Origin of the sequence: Campylobacter concisus (genome assembly GCF_002165775.1) — a bacterium.
Lineage (GTDB): Bacteria > Campylobacterota > Campylobacteria > Campylobacterales > Campylobacteraceae > Campylobacter_A > Campylobacter_A concisus_E.
Genome location: NZ_NDYP01000007.1, coordinates 1 through 24,487, shown reverse-complemented (window position 1 = coordinate 24,487; position 24,487 = coordinate 1). Strand labels below are relative to the sequence as shown.

General features: G+C 38.1%; 26 protein-coding genes, 1 tRNA gene and 1 pseudogene. 19 read left to right on the top strand and 9 right to left on the bottom strand.

Annotated features, from left to right (window positions below):
- Nucleotides 1–4: 4 nt before the first annotated feature.
- From nosZ to B9N66_RS06510, 14 genes and pseudogenes are all read left to right on the top strand, one after another.
- Nucleotides 5–2,593 carry a Sec-dependent nitrous-oxide reductase gene (gene nosZ, locus B9N66_RS06570; protein WP_087580408.1) on the top strand — a complete coding sequence of 863 codons (2,589 nt, stop codon included), beginning with the start codon at nt 5–7 and terminating at the stop codon, nt 2,591–2,593.
- 83 nt (nt 2,594–2,676) lie between these two features.
- Complete coding sequence (locus B9N66_RS06565; protein ID WP_072595072.1) at nt 2,677–3,432, top strand: cytochrome C; 756 nt, start codon at nt 2,677–2,679, stop codon at nt 3,430–3,432.
- Nucleotides 3,425–4,681 (top strand): nitrous oxide reductase family maturation protein NosD, encoded by a 1,257-nt coding sequence (locus tag B9N66_RS06560; RefSeq protein WP_087580407.1) that lies wholly within the window; start codon nt 3,425–3,427, stop codon nt 4,679–4,681. The genes B9N66_RS06565 and B9N66_RS06560 overlap by 8 nt, the downstream gene beginning before the upstream one ends.
- Complete coding sequence (locus B9N66_RS06555) at nt 4,674–5,351, top strand: 4Fe-4S dicluster domain-containing protein (RefSeq protein WP_084041224.1); 678 nt, start codon at nt 4,674–4,676, stop codon at nt 5,349–5,351. Before B9N66_RS06560 ends, B9N66_RS06555 begins: the two co-directional genes overlap by 8 nt.
- Nucleotides 5,348–5,896 carry a c-type cytochrome gene (locus tag B9N66_RS06550; RefSeq protein ID WP_087580406.1) on the top strand — a complete coding sequence of 183 codons (549 nt, stop codon included), beginning with the start codon at nt 5,348–5,350 and terminating at the stop codon, nt 5,894–5,896. Before B9N66_RS06555 ends, B9N66_RS06550 begins: the two co-directional genes overlap by 4 nt.
- Entirely contained in the window at nt 5,896–6,357 is a 462-nt protein-coding gene (locus B9N66_RS06545) for a c-type cytochrome (RefSeq protein WP_087580405.1), read from the top strand. The genes B9N66_RS06550 and B9N66_RS06545 overlap by 1 nt, the downstream gene beginning before the upstream one ends.
- A 2-nt stretch (nt 6,358–6,359) precedes the next feature.
- On the top strand, nt 6,360–7,259 hold the full coding sequence (locus B9N66_RS06540) for a NapH/MauN family ferredoxin-type protein (RefSeq protein ID WP_087580404.1): 900 nt from the start codon (nt 6,360–6,362) through the stop codon (nt 7,257–7,259).
- 9 nt (nt 7,260–7,268) lie between these two features.
- Nucleotides 7,269–7,922, top strand: a complete 654-nt coding sequence (locus B9N66_RS06535) for an ABC transporter ATP-binding protein (protein ID WP_087580403.1) — start codon at nt 7,269–7,271, stop codon at nt 7,920–7,922.
- Complete coding sequence (locus tag B9N66_RS06530; protein WP_087580402.1) at nt 7,915–8,742, top strand: ABC transporter permease; 828 nt, start codon at nt 7,915–7,917, stop codon at nt 8,740–8,742. The genes B9N66_RS06535 and B9N66_RS06530 overlap by 8 nt, the downstream gene beginning before the upstream one ends.
- Before the next feature lie 135 nt (nt 8,743–8,877).
- Nucleotides 8,878–9,285: a tetratricopeptide repeat protein gene (locus tag B9N66_RS06525; RefSeq protein ID WP_087580401.1), complete on the top strand. Its 408-nt coding sequence runs from the start codon at nt 8,878–8,880 to the stop codon at nt 9,283–9,285.
- 393 nt (nt 9,286–9,678) lie between these two features.
- Entirely contained in the window at nt 9,679–10,614 is a 936-nt protein-coding gene (locus tag B9N66_RS06520) for a PepSY-associated TM helix domain-containing protein (protein WP_257639796.1), read from the top strand.
- Nucleotides 10,615–10,779 carry a PepSY domain-containing protein gene (locus B9N66_RS09945; RefSeq protein ID WP_257639809.1) on the top strand — a complete coding sequence of 55 codons (165 nt, stop codon included), beginning with the start codon at nt 10,615–10,617 and terminating at the stop codon, nt 10,777–10,779.
- Nucleotides 10,760–12,874: pseudogene (locus tag B9N66_RS06515) on the top strand (TonB-dependent siderophore receptor). Before B9N66_RS09945 ends, B9N66_RS06515 begins: the two are co-directional and overlap by 20 nt.
- Before the next feature lie 95 nt (nt 12,875–12,969).
- A complete protein-coding gene (locus tag B9N66_RS06510) occupies nt 12,970–13,482 on the top strand; it encodes a chemotaxis protein (RefSeq protein WP_087580400.1) in 513 nt (170 codons plus the stop codon).
- On the opposite strand, the gene B9N66_RS09940 is transcribed toward B9N66_RS06510, so the two are convergent.
- The 7 genes from B9N66_RS09940 to B9N66_RS06485 all read right to left on the bottom strand — a co-directional run bounded on the left by B9N66_RS09940 (nt 13,479) and on the right by B9N66_RS06485 (nt 18,093).
- On the bottom strand, nt 13,479–13,898 hold the full coding sequence (locus tag B9N66_RS09940; RefSeq protein ID WP_257639795.1) for a hypothetical protein: 420 nt from the start codon (nt 13,896–13,898) through the stop codon (nt 13,479–13,481). The genes B9N66_RS06510 and B9N66_RS09940 overlap by 4 nt on opposite strands.
- Nucleotides 13,899–13,923: 25 nt before the next feature.
- Nucleotides 13,924–15,057 carry a cation:proton antiporter gene (locus B9N66_RS06505; protein ID WP_257639794.1) on the bottom strand — a complete coding sequence of 378 codons (1,134 nt, stop codon included), beginning with the start codon at nt 15,055–15,057 and terminating at the stop codon, nt 13,924–13,926.
- A gap of 58 nt (nt 15,058–15,115) precedes the next feature.
- Nucleotides 15,116–15,203 (bottom strand) — tRNA-Ser (locus tag B9N66_RS06500).
- Between the two features lie 45 nt (nt 15,204–15,248).
- On the bottom strand, nt 15,249–15,731 hold the full coding sequence (locus B9N66_RS06495) for a GNAT family N-acetyltransferase (RefSeq protein ID WP_087580399.1): 483 nt from the start codon (nt 15,729–15,731) through the stop codon (nt 15,249–15,251).
- Between the two features lie 2 nt (nt 15,732–15,733).
- The gene (locus B9N66_RS06490) at nt 15,734–16,537 is read right to left on the bottom strand and encodes a M48 family metallopeptidase (RefSeq protein WP_087580398.1); all 804 of its coding nucleotides are present in this window, start codon (nt 16,535–16,537) and stop codon (nt 15,734–15,736) included.
- 417 nt (nt 16,538–16,954) lie between these two features.
- Complete coding sequence (locus tag B9N66_RS09695) at nt 16,955–17,095, bottom strand: hypothetical protein (RefSeq protein WP_180382078.1); 141 nt, start codon at nt 17,093–17,095, stop codon at nt 16,955–16,957.
- 29 nt (nt 17,096–17,124) lie between these two features.
- Nucleotides 17,125–18,093, bottom strand: a complete 969-nt coding sequence (locus B9N66_RS06485) for a putative transporter (protein WP_087580397.1) — start codon at nt 18,091–18,093, stop codon at nt 17,125–17,127.
- Nucleotides 18,094–18,201: 108 nt separating this feature from the next.
- Between B9N66_RS06485 and B9N66_RS06480 the strand changes: the two genes are divergently transcribed.
- Entirely contained in the window at nt 18,202–18,648 is a 447-nt protein-coding gene (locus B9N66_RS06480) for a DUF411 domain-containing protein (protein ID WP_087580396.1), read from the top strand.
- 44 nt (nt 18,649–18,692) lie between these two features.
- Here the strand turns inward: B9N66_RS06480 and B9N66_RS06475 are convergent, their stop codons facing one another.
- Complete coding sequence (locus tag B9N66_RS06475) at nt 18,693–20,006, bottom strand: sodium-dependent transporter (protein ID WP_087580395.1); 1,314 nt, start codon at nt 20,004–20,006, stop codon at nt 18,693–18,695.
- A gap of 201 nt (nt 20,007–20,207) precedes the next feature.
- Here B9N66_RS06475 and B9N66_RS06470 point away from each other — a divergent pair, with 201 nt between their 5' ends.
- The 3 genes from B9N66_RS06470 to B9N66_RS06460 all read left to right on the top strand — a co-directional run bounded on the left by B9N66_RS06470 (nt 20,208) and on the right by B9N66_RS06460 (nt 23,175).
- Nucleotides 20,208–21,518, top strand: a complete 1,311-nt coding sequence (locus B9N66_RS06470) for a hemolysin family protein (protein WP_257639808.1) — start codon at nt 20,208–20,210, stop codon at nt 21,516–21,518.
- 241 nt (nt 21,519–21,759) lie between these two features.
- Nucleotides 21,760–22,605: a fumarate hydratase gene (locus B9N66_RS06465; RefSeq protein WP_087577512.1), complete on the top strand. Its 846-nt coding sequence runs from the start codon at nt 21,760–21,762 to the stop codon at nt 22,603–22,605.
- 9 nt (nt 22,606–22,614) lie between these two features.
- Nucleotides 22,615–23,175: a Fe-S-containing hydro-lyase gene (locus B9N66_RS06460; protein ID WP_087580393.1), complete on the top strand. Its 561-nt coding sequence runs from the start codon at nt 22,615–22,617 to the stop codon at nt 23,173–23,175.
- 32 nt (nt 23,176–23,207) lie between these two features.
- Here the strand turns inward: B9N66_RS06460 and B9N66_RS06455 are convergent, their stop codons facing one another.
- Complete coding sequence (locus tag B9N66_RS06455) at nt 23,208–23,681, bottom strand: cysteine permease (protein ID WP_087580392.1); 474 nt, start codon at nt 23,679–23,681, stop codon at nt 23,208–23,210.
- Between the two features lie 96 nt (nt 23,682–23,777).
- Here B9N66_RS06455 and B9N66_RS06450 point away from each other — a divergent pair, with 96 nt between their 5' ends.
- Nucleotides 23,778–24,152, top strand: coding sequence for a RidA family protein (locus tag B9N66_RS06450; protein ID WP_087580391.1), 375 nt, complete (start codon nt 23,778–23,780; stop codon nt 24,150–24,152).
- Nucleotides 24,153–24,487: the final 335 nt, after the last annotated feature.

The following is a 24,487-nucleotide window of genomic DNA, read 5'->3' as shown; positions in this document are numbered from 1 at the left end:
GTAAATGCAAAAGTTATTTTGTGTCGCAAGTGCTGCGTTGCTTGGGCTATCTTTAACGACTGCTTGTGCTGCTAGTAGTGACCTTGAAAAAGTCATGAAAGAGCGTGGGCTAAGCGAAAAAGATGTCCTTGCAGCTGCTAAAACTTATCAGCCTAGCGGTAAAAAAGATGATTTCATCGTCTTTTCATCTGGCGGGCAAAGCGGTCAAGTGCTAGTTTATGGCGTTCCGTCGATGAGAATTTATAAATACATCGGCGTTTTCACGCCAGAGCCTTGGCAAGGATATGGCTATGACAATGAGTCAAAAGCTGTTTTGAAACAAGGCAACATCAGGGGCAAAGAGATAACATGGGGCGATACACACCACCCAAATTTCAGTGAGAAAAATGGTGAGTATGTTGGTGATTATCTATTTATCAACGATAAAGCTAACCCAAGAATCGCAGTTATAAATTTGCATGACTTTGAGACAACTCAAATCGTTGTAAACCCTATTATGAAGAGTGAGCACGGCGGTAGCTTCATCACTCCAAATAGCGAGTATGTTATCGAAGCTAGCCAATATGCAGCTCCACTTGATAACAACTACCACTCAATAGATGACTATGAAGCAGTTTATAGAGGTGCTGTAACATTTTGGAAATTTGATTATCCAAAAGGCAAGATCGACGAGAAAGAGTCATTTTCTCTTGAGCTTCCACCATATTGGCAAGATCTAAGTGATGCTGGTAAAGGCGAGAGCTACGGCTGGGGCTTTACAAACTCAATAAATACTGAGATGTATACTGGTGGTATCGAAAAAGGTCTTCCTCCATTTGAAGCAGGTGCAAGTAGAAATGACACTGACTTCTTGCACGTTTATAACTGGAAAATTTTAGAAAAACTTGTTCAAGACAAGAAAAACTACAAAGTTATAAATGGCCACAAGGTAGTTACAATAGACGCTGCTGTAAAAGCAGGTGCGTTATTTTTGATCCCAGAGTCAAAGAGCCCACATGGTTGTGATGTAACTCCAGATGGTAGATATATCATTATTGGTGGTAAGCTTGATACTCACGCATCAGTTTATGACTTTAGAAAGATCAAAGAGCTAATCGACAAAAAAGAGTATGCTGGCACTGACCCATACGGAATTCCTATCTTAGATAGAGAAAAGTCAATGCACGGACAAGTCGAACTTGGCCTTGGACCACTGCATACATCATTTGACTCACAAGATGGCGTACTTTATACATCACTTTACGTTGATAGTCAAATCGTAAAATGGGACTATAAAAATTTAAAAGTGCTTGATAAGATAAATGTTCACTACAATATCGGCCACCTTGATACAATGGAAGGCAAATCAGCAAAACCAGTTGGTAAATATGCAATCGCTCTTGATAAACTTTCAATCGATCGCTTTAGCCCAGTTGGCCCACTTCATCCACAAAACCACCAGCTAATAGACATCACTGGTGCAAAAATGGATCTAATCTATGATATGCCAATACCACTTGGCGAGCCACACGATGTTGTGTCAATAGCTGCTAGCAAACTAAGCCCAGCGCTTACTTACAATATGGGCACAAACTCAAGAACAGGCGAGGCTAGCCCATATGCAACTCTAGCTGGTCAAGAAAGAGTTGAAAGAAACGGAAAAAATGTAACCGTCTATGCGACAATGATCAGAAGCCACATCAACCCAGAGCACATCGAGGTAAATAAAGGTGATAACGTAACAATTCACCTAACAAACCTAGAGCGCGCTCAAGATGAGACTCACGGCTTTGGCATCGACCTTTACAACATTCACGCTTCACTAGAGCCTGGCAAAACCGCTTCAGTAAATTTCGTAGCTGATATGGAAGGTGTCTTCCCATACTACTGCACCGAGTTTTGCTCAGCACTTCACCTAGAGATGATGGGTTATTTACTTGTTAAAGATCCAAGTAAAAAATATGAATCTGCAAAAAATAACAAGCTAAAAACTCTAAGCCCAGAAGCTTTAAAAGCTGAATACGACAAAGTAATCGCAACTAATAAGGCAACTGATGATGTTATCCAAGAGGTTGTTAAATACCTAAAAGAGAAACATTATGAGAAATATCCAAAAGTAAAAGCTTTGGTTGATGACGCACTTGATCAATATGGCCACATCAAAGAGGTAAAAGCTAAAGCTGACGAAGCTTACAAAAAAGGCGACGTAAACGGCGCTATCCTTTGGGAGTACCAAGTATGGCAATACATGGTAAAAACAGCTGACGTTGGCTTAAGAGCTAAAAATAACCTAGCTAAAGAGATCGCAACTCCGATGAGTCCAGCTGCTGCAAAAGGTGAAGAGGCTTATCTAAAAGGCGGTTGTAATGGTTGCCACGTTATCGGTCAAGTAAGCTCAGGTCCAGACCTAACAGGCGTCTTACTAAGACATGAAAATGGCGAAAAATGGGTAGCAGAATTTATCAAAGATCCTGCTAAGTTCTATAGTGACGACTACATTAAATCAATGATTGATTACTTTAACCTTAGAATGCCAAATCAGCATATGAGTGATGAAGAGATCAAAAATATCATCGAATACCTAAAATGGGTAGATGAAAACGCTGGTATGTAGTTTTTAAAGGGGCGTTTTGCCCCTTTTTAAATTTTAAAATTTTATTTTTAGCAGATGAAATTTTAAAATTTAAAGGAGAGATCATGAGTAAATATAAAATTTATACCATTGTTGCACTTGTCTTAATGACTGTTTGTTTTACTTTGCCTGTTCTTGGTTGGCACGGAGCAAAAGAGCGTATAGCTGATGGTGATGAACTACCATCTTATACTTACGGTATCTATAATCTTTATAGCTCATTTCAGTATAAAAATCACCTTTTATCAAAAGATGTAGCAAGCGATCTTCATAAGATGATCGAACAAAAAGCAGAGATTGGTACGCCATCTTTTCCTATCTGGTACGTCTCTCTTGAAGCTCCAAATTATCCAAAATCAGCCTTTCCTGATGGAATTCCTGTATATTTTCATGTAGATGGATATAGTGGTGACGTGCATGAGATGAATACGATAAATCACTACATCGGTATGTATCCTATGGAGCATGGCGGAAATTTGGAGCGAGCGATAGCACCTTATTATTTGCTTATTTCAACGCTTTGTATGCTCGCATTTTTGTATTACAACGGCAAATTTAACTCACTTCTTATGGTTCCAACGATTATCGCGCCTGTGCTATTTATGAGTGCATTTGCAGGATGGCTTTACTGGTATGGACACAATATGCAAGAGTGGGGCGCATTTAAAATTAAACCATTTATGCCAACAGTTTTAGGTGATGGTAGCGTCGCACAATTTACAACGCACTCTTATCCAAGTATCGGATTTTGGGTTATGATCGCTATGAGCGTATTTTGCATACTCGCAGTATTTTCAAAGAAAAAAGAGCTAAATGCGTAAAATTTTTATTTTTGCCCTTGCTTTTTTGCCTATTTTTAGCTCTGCAAATATACTTCAAGATGCAATAAACAACGCTAGCCCTGGCGATGTTATAAAGCTAGGGGATGGCATCTATGAAGGAAGCATAACTATAAATAAGCCGCTTAGTATCGTTGGTGAGGGCAAAAATGCTCACATAAAAGGAAATGGTAAAGGCACAGTTGTAAAGATTATTGCCTCAAATGTTACACTTAGAAATTTAAAGATAAGCGGTAGCGGAAATGACCTTGGTGAGCTAGATGCTGGCATTGGCTGTGATAAAGCAAATAATGTCTTGGTTACGCAAAATGACTTGAGTGACGTGCTTTTTGGGGTTGATTTTAAAGAGTGCAGTAGCTCAAAGATCACTGAAAATAACATCACTTCTAAAAAAGGGGCCAGTCTTGGTTTTAGAGGTGATGCTGTTAGACTCTGGTATAGCCATGAAAATTTAATAGAAGGCAATTATATTTATGATAGCCGCGATATGGTTGCATGGTATGCAAGTCACAATAAATTTTTAAAAAATAAAGCGATCCGCGGTAGATACTCGCTTCACTTTATGTATGCGAATCAAAATTTAGTCGAAAACAATGATTTTATCGGCAATGCAGTCGGAATGTTTTTTATGTATTCAGCTGGCTCAAATATAAAAAATAATCTTGTTATGGATAGTGACGGCGCTTTTGGTATCGGTATTGGTCTAAAAGATGTTTCAAATTTTACTATCGAAAATAATACACTTATCTATAATGCGAGAGGAATTTTGCTCGATAACTCGCCGTTTCAGCCAGGCTCAACGATAAATTTCTTAGGCAATAAAATTTTACACAACGTAGTTGGCGTATATTTTCACGCTACTCAGGGGACAAGTATATTTGAAAATAATGATTTTATAGGCAATATGGATATCGTTGCGAACGACACTCCAGGCGATAAAATGGCATTAAATCGGTGGAGTAAAAATTATTATGATGAGTATGAGAGCTTCGATAGAAATAAAGATGGCTATGGCGATACGCCGTTCATGCATCTATCGTATGCCGATCAGCTTTGGCAGTACTATCCAAATTTGCAGTTTTTCTATGGATCAAGTGTCTTTAGTATCTTAAATTTTTTAGCCAAACTCGCGCCATTTTCTGAGCCAGTAAAGCTACTTGAAGATAGCACGCCAAGGATAAAACCACTTGATGCTTCAAATTTTAACGCGTTAAAGGCAAAGCGTGGATAGAAGAAAATTTATAATCTTAGGCTCAGTCGCAGCTGCCGCAGGATATGGCATAGGTAAAATTTTGCCAAAAAGTAGTGGCGATAAACTCTATCTTAGACCACCAGGCGCGGTTGATGACTTTGATGATCTTTGTGTTAAATGCGGTCAGTGTGTGCAGGTATGCCCTTATCACAGTATAAGTTTGCTTGATATAAAAGATGGATATTCAAATGGTACAGCATACATCGATCCTAAAAAGAGAGGTTGCTATTTATGTGATCTTTTCCCATGTGTGCTCGCCTGTCCAAGTGGTGCGTTAGATCATGCTACAAAAGTTGTTGATGATGTGAAAATGGGCGTTGCTGTCTTGAGTAATGCAAATGCCTGTATGTGCCTAAAAAGAGAAAAACTAAGCGAAGATAGCGTTGAAGATTTGCTTGTCCGCAAAGTTTATAACGATAGAGAAGAGGCAGAAAAAGATAAGATAAAAGGCAAAATCGGTCAAATTTGTGACCTTTGCGTCAGCATTTGCCCAGTTGGCGATAGTGCAATAGTAATGAGCGAAGCAAATTTACCGCTCATAAAGCATGGCTGTGTTGGGTGTGGGGTATGTGCTGAGGTTTGCCCTGTAAAAATTATAAACATTGCCCCAAAAATGAGTTATGATGAAATTTATAAGGAGAAAGAATGAGATTAATAATGTCCTTAGTGGCTGCTGCTTTGCTATTTGTCGGCTGTGAAAAGAGCGATGACAAAGCGCAAAAAGCAGCTAGCGAGCAACCAATAAATGTAGCCACGAGTGCTAGCATAAAGGTTGAAAAAAAAGAAAATAACCAAAGCACAAATAAACAAAATAATTTCATAAAATACGATATGCACGGCGAAAAGAGCGTAAAATTTGGACTTGAAGATAATAACGTAAGCCGTCAAATCGGTGCTTTAGCGATGGTAAGAACCCCTCTTCAAACTATAAATTTAAGACTTATAAAGGGCAGACTTAGCAAAAATTTCATTACAAAATGCTCAGCTTGTCACGATGATTATGCAAATGGCATCATCGGGCCATCACTCTTAACAAAAAGTGAAAATGAAATTTATACAATGATAAATGCTTATAAAAATAAAGAAAAAGTCAATGTTTTAATGCGAGACCTTGTTAAAAAAATGGATGATAGTGAAATCAGAAATTTAGCTAAAGAAATCAGTGATTTTAATACACAATTTAGGAGCAAATAATGAAAGTAGGAAAGATTATAACCATTGTTTTAGCAGTAGCAATTTGCGGTATCATGGTATTTATGTTAAGCCAGACTCCACCTAAAAAGGAAAAAGTAGCAACTAATGCTCAGCCAAAAGTAGAGCAAAATTTTACAAAAGAGCAGCCAAAGTCTAGTGAAGAATTTGCTAGCGAAGATGAGCTAAAAAAGGTAAAAGAGCTAAGTCTAAGTGTGGCTAAAGTGCACAATGAAGGCGTTAGCAAGCAATATCTAACAACTTGTGCCCCGTGTCATGGTGCAAATGCAAAAGGCGTCGTAGCTCCTGATATAACACACCTAAGTAAGGATGAATTACTTAAAAAGCTAGCTGATTATAAAGCTGGCAAGGTGCAAAACTCACTTATGAAGGGGCTACTTACAAATGTTAGTGATAGCGAGCTTGAAAGCCTTGCAGATGAAATTTCTAAATTTAAAAAGTAAAAATGGACAAATATAACACTCGTGCGACGATTAGAAATGTAAGCTTTCTAAGCACGTTAATCACAACTACAAAAGATGGCAAGAAGCGTGCTAGTATACGTTTTTGGCGCATATTTAGCATTATTCTAGTTCATCTTTTATTTGTGCTTTCATATAGAGTTGATATACAAATTTTAGAAGGCGACATCAGTGCCTCAAGAATATTTGGTTTCCACTTGGCAGATGCTTTTATGAGCCTGCAAGTATTTCTGGCGACGCATGAAATCCATGTAAATTTAATAATTGGCTCACTTAGTATCTTGGCGTTTTATATCATTTTTGGCGGTAGAGGCTTTTGCTCTTGGATCTGTCCTTATTCATTAATAAGCGAAATAGCTGAGAAGATCCATGAAAATTTGCGTGCTAAAAAGATAGTAAAACCACGAGTTTTTGACACAAAGTGGCGATATGTTTTTACCATTTTATTTTTAACTCTTAGCTTTGCTAGTGCAAGCCTTACATTTGAAATTTTTAATGTTGTTGGGATTTTTTCAAGATTTATTATCTATGGCTATTTTCATGCTATTTGGTTTGTTGTGGCCATGCTTATGGTTGAAATTTTCTTCTCACGTAGAGCTTGGTGCAGATATGTCTGTCCTATTGGAGCTACTTACTCGGTGCTAGCTAAACCAAATGCCATAAAAGTTAGCTGGGATAAAGAAAAATGCGATCACTGCTTAGTTTGCACTGATGTTTGTCTAGTGCCTCATGTACTTTTTATGACAAAAAAAGGAGCAAAGCTTGACGAGAGCAAAAATATCTTTAGGATAGCTGGCGCTGATTGTACGCTTTGTGGTAGGTGTATTGATGTGTGTCATCAAGATGCACTGAAATTTGACAACGGCTTTAAAAAACTCATATAAGGAAAATTTTTGATAGATATAAAAGAAGTAACTAAAATTTTTGGCTCGCAAAGGATACTTGATGGTGTTAGCCTAAATGTAAAATCTGGCGAAAAAATAGCGATACTTGGACAAAATGGAGCTGGCAAAAGCTCGCTCATGCGTATCATTTTAGGAGAATTTATCCCCAATAGCGGAAGCATCGCGATAAATGGCGTAAATACCCTAAAAGATAGAAAAGGGGCTTTGAAATTTATCTCATTTGTGCCACAAACTCCACCACCGCTTAAATTTAACCTACGTGAGCTTTGCGAGTTTGTTTGTAAAAGCTCAAATGTAAAATTTGAAGATATTGAGAAATTTAGCAAGCTTTTAGAGCTTGATCTGCATGAAAATTTAAATAAGCCATTTTATAAGCTCTCTGGCGGCATGAAACAAAAGATGCTAATAGCCATCGCATTTGCTAAGGATAGTGAAATTTTGATGTTTGATGAGCCAACGGCAAATCTTGATGTAAAAGCAAGGCTTTCTTTTAAAAATTTACTTGATAACTTCACGCAAAACAAAACACTTGTTTTTATTTCACACCGTATCGATGAGATAGCAAATTTATTAGATAGATGCGTCTATATGGATCTTGGCAAGATAATCAAAGAAGAAAATTTAAGGAGCAATAGTGAATAATCTTTTTTTAATAGCAAAGCTTGATGTAAAAGAGTCTTTTCGCTCAAGATGGTTTGTGATATATGCTGCGCTTTTTTCTGCTTTGATGATAGGATTTTTATTTAGTGGCGTGACTGACTCACGTGTGCTCGGCTTTTCTGGGCTTACTAGAGCACTGCTTTTGTTTATTCAAATTTGCGTCATCATTGTGCCTATTTTTATTCTCATTTCAACTGTAAGAAGCATAAATCAAGATAGAGATACAAATTTGCTTGAGTACATCCTTAGCTTCCCACTAAGCCTGAGAGAGTATTACTTTGGCAAGGCACTGGGCCGTACATTTGTTGTTTTTGTTCCACTTTTATTTGCTCTTTTGCTTTGCGTGATCGTTGGTTTTATAAAAGGTGTTGCGATACCTTGGAGTGTATTAACGCTTTATTTTGGGCTACTTTTTAGCTTAAGTATCATTTTCTTATCGCTTGGATTTTTTATCTCAAGCGTGATTAAAAATCAAGAGACAGGCCAAGGCGTGGCGTTTTTACTTTGGCTTATAATGCTTGCATTTATTGATCTAGCATTAATTGGACTTCTTATGCGAAGCTCGGTTGATGAGTATGTCATTTACGCTATTGCTATACTAAATCCGATAGAGCTTTTCAGGATAGCAGCGCTTAGTCTTTTTGATCCAAATTTAGCAGTTATCGGTACTGCATCTTATTTTATTTTAAGCACCTTTCCAAAAGAGACATTTGTGGCTTATGCGATTATTTATCCGCTCTTACTAGGCATTATTTTGCTAGTTTGTGGCTATTTTGCCTTTAGCAAAAAAGATTTGGTTTGAGATTGTTTTTTGTTAAAGAAAAGTTGGTTTTAAATTTAGACGAAACTTGTATTATTCTACTTGTCCAACAAGAAACCTCCTTTTTGTAATAGCTCCCTTTCCCCCAAAGGGAGCTAACTTCTTCCAAGGAAATTTATGAAAAAATCTATTTTGTTTTTAGCATTTGCTCTTCTATCTTTGAATGCAAACTGGGATATAAATATGCAAGAGTGTATTAATAAAAGCAACTCTAAAGCTTGCGAGAGTTTTACAAAAAAGCTTTCAAGTGAGTGTGAAAATAAAGATAAAATTTCTTGCTTTATCTATGCAGATATGCTAGGACGCGGCCTTGGCGTAGAAAAAGATACACAAAAATCTTTTGAGATATTTAAATCGCTCTGTGATGACGGTAGTAGTGAGGCTTGCTATGAGCTAGCGACAAAGTATCTTCAAGGAAATGGCACTGAGCAAAGCTTTGATCTTTCTGCAAATGCTCTTGATAAAGCTTGCAAGATGGGTAGCAAGCGAGCTTGCAATGTATTAGAGCTTGTGCCTAAAAATTAGCCTAATTTTATGCTTGTACTAATTAAAAGAAATTTCTTAAATGTAGCTTTTTTAAAGTTAAATTTACTTTAGTATTACTTGGAATTTCTTTTTTATTAACTAAAAATTTTATTAAAATTTATGCTTAAATAATACTATTTCATCGTCCTAAATGGACCCTCCTTTTTGTAACTGATAAGTCTTTGCTTCCCCCTTTTCTGGCTTTTCGTATACACAAAGAGGAGTTGTTTATTCTTTTGAAAATCAAATCTATTTATTTTTTTAATTTACATTCTATAAAAATTTTTCTTTTTGAAATTATAATTGATAATAGTTTTAAATATTATCAAAGTAAATTTTGTGTAAGATTGCGAGCCATTATCAAAATCTACTACTAAAAGGCTTTAAAACAAAGTGAAATTTCTAAATCAAAAAATTTTTTATAAATTGCACACTTATTTATCTCTTTTATTTTTCATTCCACTTGCAGTAGTTTGTTTTAGCGGTGCGATCCTCGTTTATAAAGATGAGCTAAACAGCCTTCTTGCCCCAAATGTCGTAAATGTAAATTTAAACAAAGAAAATTTAAGCAAAAGAATCAGCTTTGATGAGCTAAGAGAGATCATCGCAAGCGAGCTTGGCGGCTACGAGATTGTTGGTATAAATATCGATGCAAACCCTAAAAAGTGTGACAAAATTTGGCTAATCGAGCATAATGACAGCAAAAAAGAGTGGAAATTTATCTATTTTGACGCTTTTAGTGGCAAGATAAAGAGCGAGCCACTCGCGCATGATGAGGGATTTTTTGGAGTTTTAACCGAGCTTCATGAGTCGCTATTTCTAGGAAAGAGCGGTCATGTTATCCTTACTTTAACCGCTATTTTTACGTTTTTTATCTGTATAAGTGGTTTCGTGATTTATAAAAAATTTTGGCTGACACTACTTAGGCTTCGTGTAAATAGGCTAAATGTTTTTATGAGCGACATTCATAAAATGATAGGAATTTTTTCTACGCCTATTTTACTACTCATTTGCATAAGTGGTGTTTGGTGGGAATTTCAAATGGCGCGCATGCCAGAGTTTAAAAATGACTTTGTTATAGATGCAAAAATTTATAATAAAAACCTATCTCTTGACGAGCTGGTAGCCCGCTCAAAGAATGATCTTACTGGCTTTGAGCCACACTTCATCTCACTGCCTTTTATGCAAGGAGCAAATATACGCCTTTTTGGCTATGTAAAAGATCAAAATTTCTTACATAACGAATATTCAAACATATTAACTTACGATAAAGATAACGGCGAATTAGTAAGCATTTTGGACATAAAAAATGCAAATCTAAGCGAATAAATTCTCTCAGCATTTAGAAAATCGCACTTTGGTAACTACAACCAAATCACAAAATTTATCTGGTTTTTGGTTGGCATTTCACCGCTTATTTTAAGTATCTCAGGGCTTTATTTGTGGATTAAAAGAAATTTTAAAAGGAGAAAAAATGAAAAAATTTTTAATTAGCTTGGTTGCATTAAATTTGATGCAATCTCAAATTTTTGCTAGCCAAAGCGATAAAATTTTAGAAGCAATTGATGTCGTAGAAAGCGAGCGAAGAGATGATGCAAACTACTTTGCAAAAGAGCTTGTAAAGAGCACAACTAGGCTAAATTTAACCTCTCGTCAAACGCCTCAGTCGCTAACTGTGCTAACAGAAGCAAGACTAAAAGATCAAGGCATCAAGGACTATCAAGTGCTTCTTAGAAATGTCCCAGGCGTTACGCTAAACAAATGGGACGAGCGCGTATATCCGACGGCTCGTGGCTTTGCGATAGATTATTACTTGCTTGATTCGATGCCTAGCTTTGGTGGCTTTAGTCTTGGTGCAAATGATATGAGCATGCTGCCTTATGAAAGAGTTGAGGTGGTAAAAGGGGCAAATGGCCTACTTGCAGGCGCCGGCAACCCAGCTGCAAGCTTAAATTTCATAAGAAAAAGGGCAGACTCAAAGGAGCTAAAAGGAAATTTTGGTGTAAGTGCTGGCTCATACGATAGATACGGCGTAAATGGCGATGTGCAAACGCCTGTAAATGAGAGCGGAAGCGTCAGAGCGAGGCTTTCATTTATGCATGAGAAGTCGCACTCTTATATGGATTATTACAACTGAAAAAATAGCGCGATTTACGGCGTAGTCGATAGTGACATAGGCGATAACTCATGGCTTAGTCTTGGTGCGTTTTATCAAGAGCTAAAACGCCACGGCGGTAGGTGGGGCGGCATGCCAGCTTTTTACGCAGATGGCTCTAGGACAAATTTTAGTAAAAATGAAATTTTCTCTCAGCCTTGGACTAGGTGGGACATAAAGACGCTTGATTTTTATGCTGATTTTAAGCGCTACTTTGAAAATGAAGCGAGCTTAAATTTAAGTTACTCATTTAGACGGGCAAACACTGACTCAAATCTACTCTACTACGGCGGAGCGGTAAATTTAGACGGTACTGGCAATATGAATGATCTTAGCATTTATGCAAACAAAAGAGAGGAGAACATCCACAACGTAGATGCATACGCAAATATCCCTTACGAGATAGCAAATTTATCTCATGAGTTTGTCTTTGGCGCGATGTATAACAACTATAAAAAAAGTAGCGATAAGGTAAGTAGCTACTGGTTGCAAAAGACCACGCCAGCAGGACTTGCTTATACAGCTAGAAGTAGGATAGACTTTAAAAATTTACACCTTGATGATCCAAAGCTACCTTACGAAGATCAAAACAATAAAGACAAAACGATACAAAAGGCATTTTACGCGGCAAATAAACTATCAATCACCGATGAGCTTAAATTTTTGCTAGGTGCTAGGGTGAGCTACTACAAATACGAGATCGAGGGTGGCAAAGACAATAGAAATTTCACAAATGAGATCACGCCATATCTTGGCGTCACTTACGACATCGGAGCAAACCACACTCTATATGCTAGTTACACGAGCATATTTAAACCTCAAACCGTAAAAGATGCAAATGACAAATATCTAGATCCTATCCAAGGCAAAGACTATGAAGTGGGCATCAAAGGAGAGTATCTTGACGGGGCGCTTCAAGCAAGTCTTGGCGTCTTTAAGATCGTGCAAGACAAGCTTGGCGTAAAGACTGGCAAGAAAAATCCAGCGACAAATGCCGACATATTTGAAGCTGGCAAAGGTGTGACAAGCAAGGGTGTCGAGCTAGATCTAAATGGCGAGATCACTAAAAACTTAAGCCTAAGCTTTGGTGCAACGCACTTTAACGCAAAAGATGCTAATGGTGAAAAATATGCCACTAACTCATCAAGAAGTACGGCAAATTTATTTGCAAAGTATGAGATCAGAGACTTTAGAGTAGGTGCTGGAGCTATGTATAAGAGCAAAATTTATACTGGCAAAGACGCAAATGAAATCACACAAAAAGGCTACACTTTGGCTAATTTAATGCTTGGATATAAATTTGCTAAAAACTTTGATGTGCAGCTAAATATCGACAATCTCTTTAACAAAAAATACTACGAGGGTATCGGTAAAAACATGATGGTTTATGGTGACCCACGCACCTTTAATCTCAGTTTTAACTATAAGTTTTAGCTAAATTTACTCTAATGCGCCAGCTAAATTTCTAGTTGGCGCCATTCATTTTTTGCATAGTAGGTGTATAATTTCAAAAAACTAAGGAATTTGCATTGCTTAAAGCGGAAGTGATATATAAATTTTGTATCGTCTGTGCTCTTGCCTGTGGGATCTGCCTGCTTGCATTTACTGGGCTAAATTTTGCCATGGGTGATTATAGTGAGTGGATGATGAACGCGCACAAATTTGCAGGGATTTTGATATTTTGCGCAGCGATCTTACACGTCTTTAACCGCAGAAGAAAGCTAATAAAGCTCATAAATGAGATGATCGATGTCACCACGCACCGCAAAAATCCAACGATCTGCAACATGGACCGCATCATCGCCTCACTAGAGCCATACAGCATAACTGAAATTTCGCAAATGTTGGGCTTTGACGAGGCTATTTTTTGCGAAACTTTACATAAAAATGGAGTTAAATTTAATGACGCTAGCCAAACTCTACGCCAGATCGCGCGAATGAATGACGAAAAGATATTTTTCGTGCTTGTGCTCATCGTCGAGGCCAAATTTGGCAAGAGATTTTGCGGTGTGGTAAGTTGCAATGTCGGAAGAAAATTTTAGTGCTCGCTATGCGCACGCCACCTCTGCTCCTCAAGGTCGATGTGATATAAAAACGTCCTAATCACCTCTTCATCGATCTTTGGGCCTTTGTTTGGCTCACAAAGTGCCATTCTTTGCTCATCTAAAATTTCAAAATATCTCTGCCTACTCTTGTCGCTTATCTCAAAATTTTCGCTCTCAAGCTCAAAATTCCAAACCTCTTCAAGCTTTTTAAGCAAGAAATTTTCTTCATTTGCAAATTTCTCATTTTTAAATTTAAGCGAAGCCTGGGCAAGTGCCTTTTTGATCTTGATCCTTGCAAGCTCATTTGGTATGTGGTCGTCAAAGTCTGGAAATTTCGTACTTTTGATGAGTAGCGGCAAGCTTAAGCTCTGAACTACGAGCCTTAGTAAGATCACGACAAACGTTATAAACAAGATGAGGTCTCTGTACGGAAATGGCTCACCCCCCCCCAGCCATGGCAGGGATAGAAAGCGCCGCAGCTAGCGAGACTATGCCCCTCATACCTGCCCAACCGACGATAAATGGTGTGGCTTTGCCAGGGTTGCGATCGTCCGCCACGCTGATATAGCGCTTCATAAACATCGTGATATAAACGGCTCCATAAGATGCCATGAGGCGGATAACGATGAGCACAGCAGTGACCAAAACGCCGTAAGAGACCGCCTCAAAGAGCGAGACGCCGCTACGCTTTAGCCCTGCTAAAATTTCAGGCAGGTCAAGGCCGATCATGGTAAATGCAAGGCCGTTTAGTAAGAAAATAAAGTTGTTCCAAACTGGCACCGCGTGGATCCTTGTTGAAGCGGTGAAAATTTCATTTCTTTTAGTCGAGAGATAAAGTCCGCCACAAACCACTGCTAAAACGCCGCTAGCGCCAAGCTCCTCAGCCAAGATATACATGATATAAGGCGTCGTGATCGTCATTATCGTGTCGCTATTTTCATCAGTCGGTAAAATTTTATGTAAAAAATATGCCGCAAGCGCCACCACAAGACCCGCTAAAACGCCACCGGCCACCATCCATAAAAAGGTCGTTGCGGCCTTGTACCATACAAACTGCCCAGTCGTGACCGCAACTGCGGCGAAGCGAAAGATGATGAGCGAGGAGGCGTCATTTAAAAGGCTCTCACTCTCTAAAATAGCGCTGATCCTGCGCGGGGCTTTGACAAATTTAAGGATAGCTGCCGTGCTCACCGCGTCTGGTGGCGAGACGATAGCTCCTAGCATGAAGCCTAGGGCGAGCGAGAAGCCAGGGATCACTAAATTTGCTATCAAAGCAACTGCTGCTGCGCTTATGAAAACCACGATAAAGGCGAAACTGCCGATCGTACGGCGCCATTTATAGAGCTCTTTTAGCGAGTTTGCCCACGCAGCCTCATAAAGAAGTGGCGGCAAAAATATGATGAAAATAAGCTCGGGATCGATCTTGATACTTGGTAAATTTGGCACGAAGTTAATGGCAAGCCCGCCAAGGACTAATAGCACCGGATAGGCGACCTTTAGGCGGTTTGAGACCATCACTAAAGCGATGATGATAGCTAGCAGTGCAAAAACTAGCAGTAAATGTTCGATCATTTTTGCCGTTTAAATTTCTTTTTGTATTATGGCAATAGAGTAAATTTTGTCAAATTTATGGCGGGCAGAGAGAGATTCGAACTCTCGGTGAGTTGCCCCACACACGCGTTCCAGGCGTGCTCCTTAAACCGCTCGGACATCTACCCAAGGAGTGAGCGAAATTATAGCTTGATTTGCTTAATGCTTGGCTTTTAAAGCTTTAACCCCAATATAACGACATCTTTGTACTCATTATCCATTAGGCAAACGCCTGGCAGTTCACCCCATTTTTCAAAGCCAAATTTTAAAAATAGCCCAAGACTTGCTTTATTCTCACTAAATATTAAAGCGATAATATTTTTTAGATTTAGCCTCTTTGCCTCATCTAGACTGTGGCTTAAAAGCTGCTTGCCAATGCCCATACCAAGAGCCTTTTTGGCTACATAGATGCTTATTTCTACACTTATTTTGTAAGCTATTTTGGGATTAAAATCACTAAGTGAACACCAGCCTAAAATTTCATCATTTTCTTTATAGATAAAGATGGGACGAGAGTTGTTGTGGGCTTTAAACCAAGGCTCTCGTTCCTTCGTGCTAACTGGCTGCATATCAGCAGTCGCAGTTTTTTCTAAAATGTATTCATTATAAATTTGTGCAATCGCTTCAAGATCACTCAAATTTGCTTGTTCTATCAAGCCTAGCCTCTTTTAGTAGCTTGATAGACTGGCTCAAGTTTTGCTGCGATCTCTTTTAGGTCTTTTATCCTACTCTCGTTCGATGGGTGCGTGCTTAAAATTTCAGGCACTTTTCCGCCACTCATCTTGCTCATTTTTACCCAGACTTCGACCGCTTCTTTTGGATCGTATCCGGCTCTTGCCATTAGCTCAGTACCGATGTGATCAGCCTCGGTTTCATGCGAGCGAGAAAACGGCAGAGATATGGTGTATTCGCTAGCTAAATTTAGAGCATTAGCTCCAAGATCGCCAAGGCCAGTAGCTGTGGCTATTGCAAAGATACCGATACTTTTCATCTGATCAGCACTTGCTTGCTCTCTGCTGTGCTCCCTAAGAGCGTGTGCGATCTCGTGTCCCATGACCGCAGCTAGCTGCGCATCTGTTAAATTTAGCCTTTTTATAATGCCACTATAAACGACTATCCTGCCACCTGGCATACACCAAGCATTTAGCGTATCTTCATTAATGACGTTTACTTGCCACTTCCATTTTAGAGCATCATCCCTAAAAACGCCAGTTTGGGCGATGAGCCTTTTAGCGATATCTTGAACTCTTTTTGTAAGGATCGGATCAACATTTAGCTCGCCTTTACTTCTAGCAGCTGTTAGCGTCTTGACATAGGCTTGGGCTGAGCTTTGCTCCATAGCTTCTGATGAGACTAACATAAATTGCTTACGATCAGCACCAACAACGCCTGCTTTTGTAACGCTTGAGCAGCCAGTGAAGAGCAAACTAGTCGCTAACAATGTAAGTAAAAATTTTTTCATTTTTATCCTTTTTGGACTAAAATTTTGCGTATTATAGCCTGAGTTGGATATGCATTGTTAAACGAAGGATGAAATTTAAATTTTGCGATTTCAAAAATACAAATTTAATACTTTTGTAAATTTTAAAATCTCATTCACTCGCAAGAATTGGCTACTAAAATTTGGCTTCGCTTATCGCTTAGCTCAAATTTTAGAGCCGAAATTACTCGTTCATGAAATTTTAAAATTTACTTGATACTTGCCCAATAATAAAACGCATGCGGCACGATAGTGCTATCGCATGCACTTTGAACGTGCGAGGGGATTGGAGGATTTAAAAAGGGGGATAAGGGGACGGCTTCGTAATTCAAGTCCCCTTGTCTCCCTTTTTGGTAAATTTATATCGCAAAGCAAATTTTAAAATCTTACTCACTCGCCTTAGCAGACTACTAAATTTAAGCCTCGTAGCCACTCGCCACTAAATTTAGAGTCGTGATATGCTCGCTCATAAATTTTAAAATTTGCCTGATGATAAAGCACATTTAGCGTGCTGCTTGTTTTATGACAGCATAAATTCAAAATTTAGACGCTATATCTTAAATTTACCCCTACGCCTTATAATTTATATTTCTCTCAAATTCTCTCAAACGTTTATTTACAGATCTTAGCTCTGTTATCGTCGTCCAGTTATCTATAAAGACGCTAAAACTCTCTCTAACTTGAGAAAAAGCGTTGCTAGCTTGTATAAGCACACCAAGCGTTATAACGCCGCTAAATAGGCCATTTCCCATGATGACATAAGGCACGATGACAAGAATTTGTGAAAATGAGATGAGCCAAAGGTTAAAGTAGCCGTAGTGCAAAAATAGTTTGTAATAATTTAACTTTACGCCCGTAAAAAGCTCTATCATGACGTTTGGCTGGCAAAATTTAGACTTATCATCTTCGCCGTAAACTAGCTCTTTTCTAAATGCTGCTTCTGCTTTTTGGTTGTTATACTCGATATGTGGGAGTTTAATGCCCACAAACCACGAAATAATTAAACCACCGATACTAATTATTAAAGCAATATAAACAAGCGAGCCTTCGATATCTTTGATGTAAGGCAAACTCACGCTCTTGCTTAGCTCCCAAAGCACTGGTATAAAGGCAATTAGCGTCATGATCGCCCTTAAAACTTGCACGCCAAGGCTTTCCATTATTTTTGCAAAGCGGTAGACATCTTCTTGGATACGCTGTGAACTGCCTTCGATGTCACTTTTGCAGTTTTGCCAAAATTTTAGATATCTAAACGTCATCGCCTCTCTCCAGCGAAAGACCCAGTGGCTGGCAAAAAATGAGATAACTGTATAAGTTATAACATAGGGCATAGCAATTTTTATGAAGTTAAAAATTTCACGCCAAAATTCACTTACATCATGATCTTTTGAGTTTTGTACAATATCGTAAAAATTTTTATACCACTCGTTAATACGGACATTTAAATGAGTTTGATAAACAAGTAGCAAAATGATAAATAGCGCCCCGCCGTAAGCCCAGAGTGCCCATTTTTTATCTTTAAAAAATGATGAAAACATAAAGTGCCTTTTGTAAATTTTGGCGAATTATAGCAAGCAATATTAAGCATTTATATAAAATTTAAATGTGAGCTATATCATTTTGCAAATTTTACGTAAAGGAAAATGATGAAGAAATTAGCATTTTTGGCTCTTGGCTTTTTTGCAACACTTGCATTTGCGGCTGATATGAAGGTCTATAAAAGCCCAACTTGTGGATGTTGTACTAGCTGGGGTGAGGCGATGCAGAAGGCCGGATTTAGCGAAGAGACCATCAAAGTAGATGATATGGTCAAGGTTAAGAAAGAATTTCACGTGCCACTAGAGCTTTCAAGCTGCCATACAGCAATTATCGATGGATATATCATAGAAGGCCATGTTCCGGCCGATGAGGTAAAGCGCCTACTAGAGCTCAAGCCAAAAGACGTAGTTGGTATCGCAGTACCTGGCATGCCGATGGAGAGCCAAGGTATGGAGCAAGGCAGTAAAGCCGAGCAATACGATGTTATTTTATTTAAAAAAGATGGCTCACAAGAAATTTTTGCTACTTACATCGGCACAAAAAAACTAAGATAACTTCAAAAATTTTTAAATTTAGCTCATTTTTTGGCGAGCTAAATTTAAAAAGAAATTCCCTTACTTACGGCTATGATACAAAGTAAAAATGTTAGCGGAACGTAGATAAATTTGCCTACAAAATACCAGAAATTACCATAAGATTTATTTGCTCCAGAATTTATCTCGTCTAAAATTTCATCTTTTTTAATGACCCAAAACCAAGAAATAGCTCCGATTACCGCGCCAATTGGAATGATATAGATCGACACAAAGTCCATCCAAGGCCCCCAACTGCTAATAGGCTCCATAAATGCTCCTATGCCAAAGCAAACTGCACAAAGTAGCGTGAGTGTCCAAAATCTATTAAGAAACGGAAATTTATGCATAAGCGACTCAGCCACGACCTCAAACATATTTTGAAGTGAGGTGATACCGCCAAAGATAACAGCTGTAAATAAAATAATGGCAAAAATTTGTCCACCGATCATATTTTGTAAAATTTTTGGAAGCGTTACAAAAAGTAGCTTTGGACCTTCGGCTGGATCCATAGCATAGGCAAAGACCGCTGGGATCATAACAAGAGCCGCCACAAGAGCCGCAATAGTATCAAAAAAGGCCGTAGTTTTAGCACTTTCAACGATATCTTCATCTTTTGAAAGGTAAGCTCCATAAACTATCATGCCAGATCCTGTGATAGAGAGCGAGAAAAAGGCTTGACCCATCGCAGAAACCCATACCATTGGGTCTGCAAGCTTACTAAAGTCAGGAATAAAAAGGAATTTATACCCATCAAACGCATTTGGCAGCATCGCGACATTTATAGCCAGAATGCTAAACAATACGAAAAATAGTGGCATCATTATTTTATTAGTTTTTTCGATACTTTTTGCCCCAAAAAATAGTGTAAGAAGCGTGCCAACAACGATAATAAAATGATAAGGCAAGACTGAGTAATCTTGAAGTGCAAATGAGTTAAACCAAACATTCGTGTCAACGCTCATAAATGAGCCAGTAAGTGCCTGAGTAAGGGCTTTTAGTACGTAGGCGATGATGACTGCGTAGCCGATGGCTATACAAAGTGAGCCAGCAAGCGGAAGCCAGCCAATAATACTGCCAAATACGCCAAAATTTCTACTTTGCCAAGCATATTTATATGATCCAAGCGTACCAGTTTTTGCACGTCTGCCGATCGCATACTCCGCACTTAGACCAACATATGAAAAAAGAGCTATAAAAAAAACATAGATGAGTAAAAACGCTGCACCACCATTTGTGCCAAGTTTATAAGGAAAGCCCCAGACATTTGCCATGCCAACTGCTGATCCAACACAGGCCAATATAAATGCCCAGCGCGATGAAAAATTCTTTTTGCTCATTGTAAAATCCATAAATTTAGTGATGAAAATAATGTTATCAAAATATGATTTAAGAACTTTTTATAAATCTTAAATTTAAGAAATATTGTTACTTTTGAGCGTGGATAATTTGACCGCTAAATATAAATTCGCTATAATCAGGCAAAAATTTTTAACTCTTAAGGATCATAATTGAACCCCAGTAGCGATAATTCGCTTTTAATGGTAATACTTGCCATTGTATTCATTTTACTAAATGCCTTTTTTGTTTTATCAGAATTTTCTCTTGTTAAAGTTCGTAAGTCTAGACTTGAAGAGCTTATCAAGGAGAAAAAGCCAAACGCCCAGCTTGCTTTTGAGATGTCAAACAAGCTTGATACTTATCTTAGTGCCACTCAGCTTGGTATCACACTAAGCTCGCTTGCTCTTGGTTGGATCGGTGAGCCAGCAGTTGCAAGACTTATAGAAGCTCCACTTAAAAATTTCTTCAATTTTAGCGATATCTTAGTTCATACAGTTGGTTTTGCGATCGCATTTACGCTTATTACCCTACTTCACGTTGTAATGGGTGAGCTTGTGCCAAAGTCAGTTGCTATCGCGAAGGCCGAGACTTCAGTATTAAAAATTGCTCGTCCACTTCACTTTTTCTGGGTGCTATTTTCCCCTGTAATTAAGCTTTTTGATATTTTAGCGACCATTGGACTTAAAATTTTAGGCATCCAGCCAGCTAAAGAAAATGAGCTAGCCCACTCTGAAGAAGAGATAAAAATCATTGTTGGCGAGAGTTTAAAGGGTGGTGTGCTTGATAGCTTTGAGACCGAGATTATTAAAAATGCAGTCGATTTTAGTGACACAGTCGCAAAAGAGATCATGACACCAAGGCGCGATATGATCTGTATAAATAAACAAAAGAGCTTTGAAGAGAATTTGCAGGTCGTATTTGAGTCAAAATACACTCGCTTTCCTTATATAGACGGCTCAAAAGATATCATTTTGGGCATGATACATATTAGAGATATTTTGCAGCTTCACTTTAGCAAAGATAAAGAGAAGAGTTTTGACTCAATTGTTCGTAAATTTGTCATCGTGCCTGAGAGCCTTTCTATTTCAAAAGTGCTTGTAATGATGAATAAAGAGCAAATTTCGGCTGCACTTGTAGTCGATGAGTATGGCGGCACAGCCGGACTTCTTACGATGGAAGATATAATGGAAGAGGTGCTTGGTGATTTTAATGACGAGCACGATGAAGTCGATCAACACTATAAAAAGATAAATGACAATATTTATGAATTCCAAGGCAGATATGATCTAGAGAGCGTTGAAGAGCTTCTTGGTATAAGCTTTGATGAAGAGACAGATCAAGTAACGATCGGTGGATACGTCTTCAATCTAATCGGTCGTTTGCCAGTTGTGGGTGATAAGATCGAGGATGAAAACTGCTACTACGAAGTAAGAAAGATGGATGGAGCTAGCATATCACGAGTCAAAGTTAGAAAAAAGATAAAAAATGAAGAGGAGAGCATTCAGTCTTAAATTTATGTATTTATGGCTTAAATAAGCCATGTTATGTAAATTCCTATCAATATTGTGATGCTCTAGACTCAATTTTCGCCATCACTTATTTCATTAAATTTGTTTTAGATAAGTCTTCTAGTTGTGGCCAAACAAAATAAACTCATATAAATTTTTCGAGTAGATATAGAGCAGTAAAATTTAATCTTAAATTTTAAATATAGTTAATATAATTAAAAATTGTTTTTTACGAGGAGTAAAGATGAGAATAATAAATGTAAAAGATATAAGAGAAGTCGTTGCCAAGCTTTGCAAACAGGCCTGTTATGTTGTAACACCAGATCTAAAGGCTGCTTTTACAAAGGCACAATGTAGCGAAAGTTCGTCACTAGGCAAAGACATTTTGGGCAAAATTTTACAAAATGCTAAGCTTGCGGAAGAGGGCGTTGCACCTATCTGCCAAGACACCGGTATGACGGTTGTTTTTGTGCAGATTGGCCAAGATGTGCATATTGAGGGTGGATATATTGAAGATGCGATAAATGAGGGTATTGCGGAAGGCTACATTGAAGGCTATTTAAGAAAGTCAGTCGTTGCTGAGCCACTTTTTGAGAGAAAAAATACCACAAATAACACTCCAGCCGTCATCCACACTAGAATCGTACCAGGAGATAAGCTAAAGATAAAAGTAGCTCCAAAAGGTTTTGGTAGTGAGAATAAATCAGTTTTAAAAATGCTTGTACCAGCTGATGGTATAGAGGGTGTAAAAAAAGTCTTTTTAGAGGCTGTAAAATACGCTGGACCAAATGCCTGTCCTCCACTAACAATAGGCGTTGGCATAGGCGGTACGATGGATAAGGCAGCACTTTTGGCAAAAGAAGCAGCAGTTCGTTCAGTCGATAGTAAAAATTCTGATCCAAGATATGCCAAATTAGAAGATGAGCTACTAGAGCTTGCTTGCAAAACTGGTGTTGGTCCTCAGGGGCTTGGTGGTGACACCACTGCTGTTAAAGTAAATGTCGAGTGGTATCCAACCCACATAGCAGGTCTTCCTGTTGCTATAAACATTAACTGCCATGCTGCACGCCACGCAGACGCTGAGCTTTAAGGAGAGAAAATGTCAGAAGTAAAAAGAATAACAGCACCATTTGATAAAGAGGTGGTAAAGAGCCTAAAAGCAGGTGATAATGTCCTAATATCAGGCACTATCATAGCAGCTCGTGATGCTGCACATAAGGCACTTACTGAAACATTGTCACGCGGCGAAAAACTACCAGTTGAGCTAAAGGGTGAGACTGTCTACTACGTTGGACCAACTCCAGCCAAGCCAAATCAAGCTATCGGTGCAGCAGGCCCAACAACAAGCGGCAGAATGGATAAATACACCCCAACTATGATAAATGAAGTTGGTATAAATGGTATGATCGGCAAAGGCTACAGGAGTGACGCAGTAGTCGAGGCTATGAAAAAATCATGCTGTGTTTATATGGTTGCTATCGGCGGCATCGGAGCTCTCATTAGCCAAAGTATCAAAAAATATGAAGTGCTAGCTTATCCAGAGCTAGGACCAGAGGCAGTTGCTAGGCTTACCGTCGAGGACTTTCCAGCGATAGTAGCCATTGACTGCGAAGGTAATAACTTCTATGAAGTTGGACAAGCACCTTACAAAAAGATATAAATTTATCCCGCTAGCAAGCTAGCTAGCGGAATTTAATAATATCCAAGACACATAGTTTCGGTTAATTTTATGCGTTTTTCAAATGGTGCAGGTGAGAAAAATTTGCACTTTTCAATGTAAATTCTATAAGAATAGCTAAGATTAAAATCATCATAAAATTTCTTCAAGTCTATAAATTTGATGCCACAAATCTCATGAAATTTAAAGAGCTCGTAGATCTTAGAGCCATTTTTTGCTACAAGATGAGAAGGAGCAAGCGAGGTAAAAGAGCAAAATACGCCTGTTGGAATAAGGCCATTTAAAGGCGTACAGGTTTTTATAATGTTTTGAAATTTGACTGGAATGCTATTTTTTCTAAGAAAAACTATTCTTGAGTTTTCAAATTTAGCACTTATGACGTTTTTCCAAAAAAGATAAGCATTTGATGAGATGCCAGCATTTTTAGCCAACTCAGCACTGAGTACATAATCATCTAAAAACTCATTTGGTGCGAGTATATTTTGCATCTTCATCCTTTTGAAATTTTGCCCATTATAGCCTTTGGAGACTAAAAATTTAGAAAATTTATAGTAGGATTTTAAAAAATTTCAAAAGGAGAAAATATGAAAAAACAAATCTCAACAAAAAATGCTCCACAAGCGATTGGGCCATATTCTCAAGCTATTAGCTCAAATGGATTTTTATTTATCTCAGGTCAGCTTGGTGTCACATCAGCGGGTGAGTTTGCAGGTAGTAGCGTAGAGGCCCAAGCTGAGCAATCTCTTGAAAATTTAAAAAATATCTTGGCTGAAGCAGGACTTAATTTTGATAATGTCATAAAGACTACAATATTTCTAGCAGATATGGGAGATTTTGCTAAAGTAAATACTGTGTATGCTAAATTTTTTAAAGAGCCTTATCCTGCCAGAAGTACAGTAGCTGTTAAGACCTTGCCAAAAGACGCACTTGTAGAAATAGAGCTTATCGCGGCTTATTAATAGATATTGTGTAAAAGTTCACATAATTTAATGCTTAATTATAATGGAGAGCAAAAACTCTCCAAATTTATACTTCAAAAACTAAACCCTATAAACCTATAATAAAAATACATACTTTAAAATTTTTAAGCGTCTAACAATTTTTTCTAAAATTCCCTAAATATTTCAACTATATTTAAGTATTGCTCATATATAATTCCAGCTCACGAAATAAGAAACCACCTTTAACTTCATTGGTTAATAAAGCCTTTTCTTTTTATCGTTGTTCTTTTAACTTACAATTGTTAAACTATTAGTCAATCTTTGAAATCTAAACAAGTGATCGATTGAGCCAG

Coding starts and splice junctions, on each gene's coding strand:
- nosZ (WP_087580408.1), top strand. CDS start 5: ATGCAAAAGTTATTTTGTGTCGCAAGTGCTGCGTTGCTTGGGCTATCT.
- B9N66_RS06565 (WP_072595072.1), top strand. CDS start 2,677: ATGAGTAAATATAAAATTTATACCATTGTTGCACTTGTCTTAATGACT.
- B9N66_RS06560 (WP_087580407.1), top strand. CDS start 3,425: ATGCGTAAAATTTTTATTTTTGCCCTTGCTTTTTTGCCTATTTTTAGC.
- B9N66_RS06550 (WP_087580406.1), top strand. CDS start 5,348: ATGAGATTAATAATGTCCTTAGTGGCTGCTGCTTTGCTATTTGTCGGC.
- B9N66_RS06545 (WP_087580405.1), top strand. CDS start 5,896: ATGAAAGTAGGAAAGATTATAACCATTGTTTTAGCAGTAGCAATTTGC.
- B9N66_RS06540 (WP_087580404.1), top strand. CDS start 6,360: ATGGACAAATATAACACTCGTGCGACGATTAGAAATGTAAGCTTTCTA.
- B9N66_RS06525 (WP_087580401.1), top strand. CDS start 8,878: ATGAAAAAATCTATTTTGTTTTTAGCATTTGCTCTTCTATCTTTGAAT.
- B9N66_RS06505 (WP_257639794.1), bottom strand. CDS start 15,057: ATGATCGAACATTTACTGCTAGTTTTTGCACTGCTAGCTATCATCATC.
- B9N66_RS06490 (WP_087580398.1), bottom strand. CDS start 16,537: ATGAAAAAATTTTTACTTACATTGTTAGCGACTAGTTTGCTCTTCACT.
- B9N66_RS06485 (WP_087580397.1), bottom strand. CDS start 18,093: ATGTTTTCATCATTTTTTAAAGATAAAAAATGGGCACTCTGGGCTTAC.
- B9N66_RS06480 (WP_087580396.1), top strand. CDS start 18,202: ATGAAGAAATTAGCATTTTTGGCTCTTGGCTTTTTTGCAACACTTGCA.
- B9N66_RS06475 (WP_087580395.1), bottom strand. CDS start 20,006: ATGAGCAAAAAGAATTTTTCATCGCGCTGGGCATTTATATTGGCCTGT.
- B9N66_RS06470 (WP_257639808.1), top strand. CDS start 20,208: ATGGTAATACTTGCCATTGTATTCATTTTACTAAATGCCTTTTTTGTT.
- B9N66_RS06465 (WP_087577512.1), top strand. CDS start 21,760: ATGAGAATAATAAATGTAAAAGATATAAGAGAAGTCGTTGCCAAGCTT.
- B9N66_RS06460 (WP_087580393.1), top strand. CDS start 22,615: ATGTCAGAAGTAAAAAGAATAACAGCACCATTTGATAAAGAGGTGGTA.
- B9N66_RS06455 (WP_087580392.1), bottom strand. CDS start 23,681: ATGCAAAATATACTCGCACCAAATGAGTTTTTAGATGATTATGTACTC.
- B9N66_RS06450 (WP_087580391.1), top strand. CDS start 23,778: ATGAAAAAACAAATCTCAACAAAAAATGCTCCACAAGCGATTGGGCCA.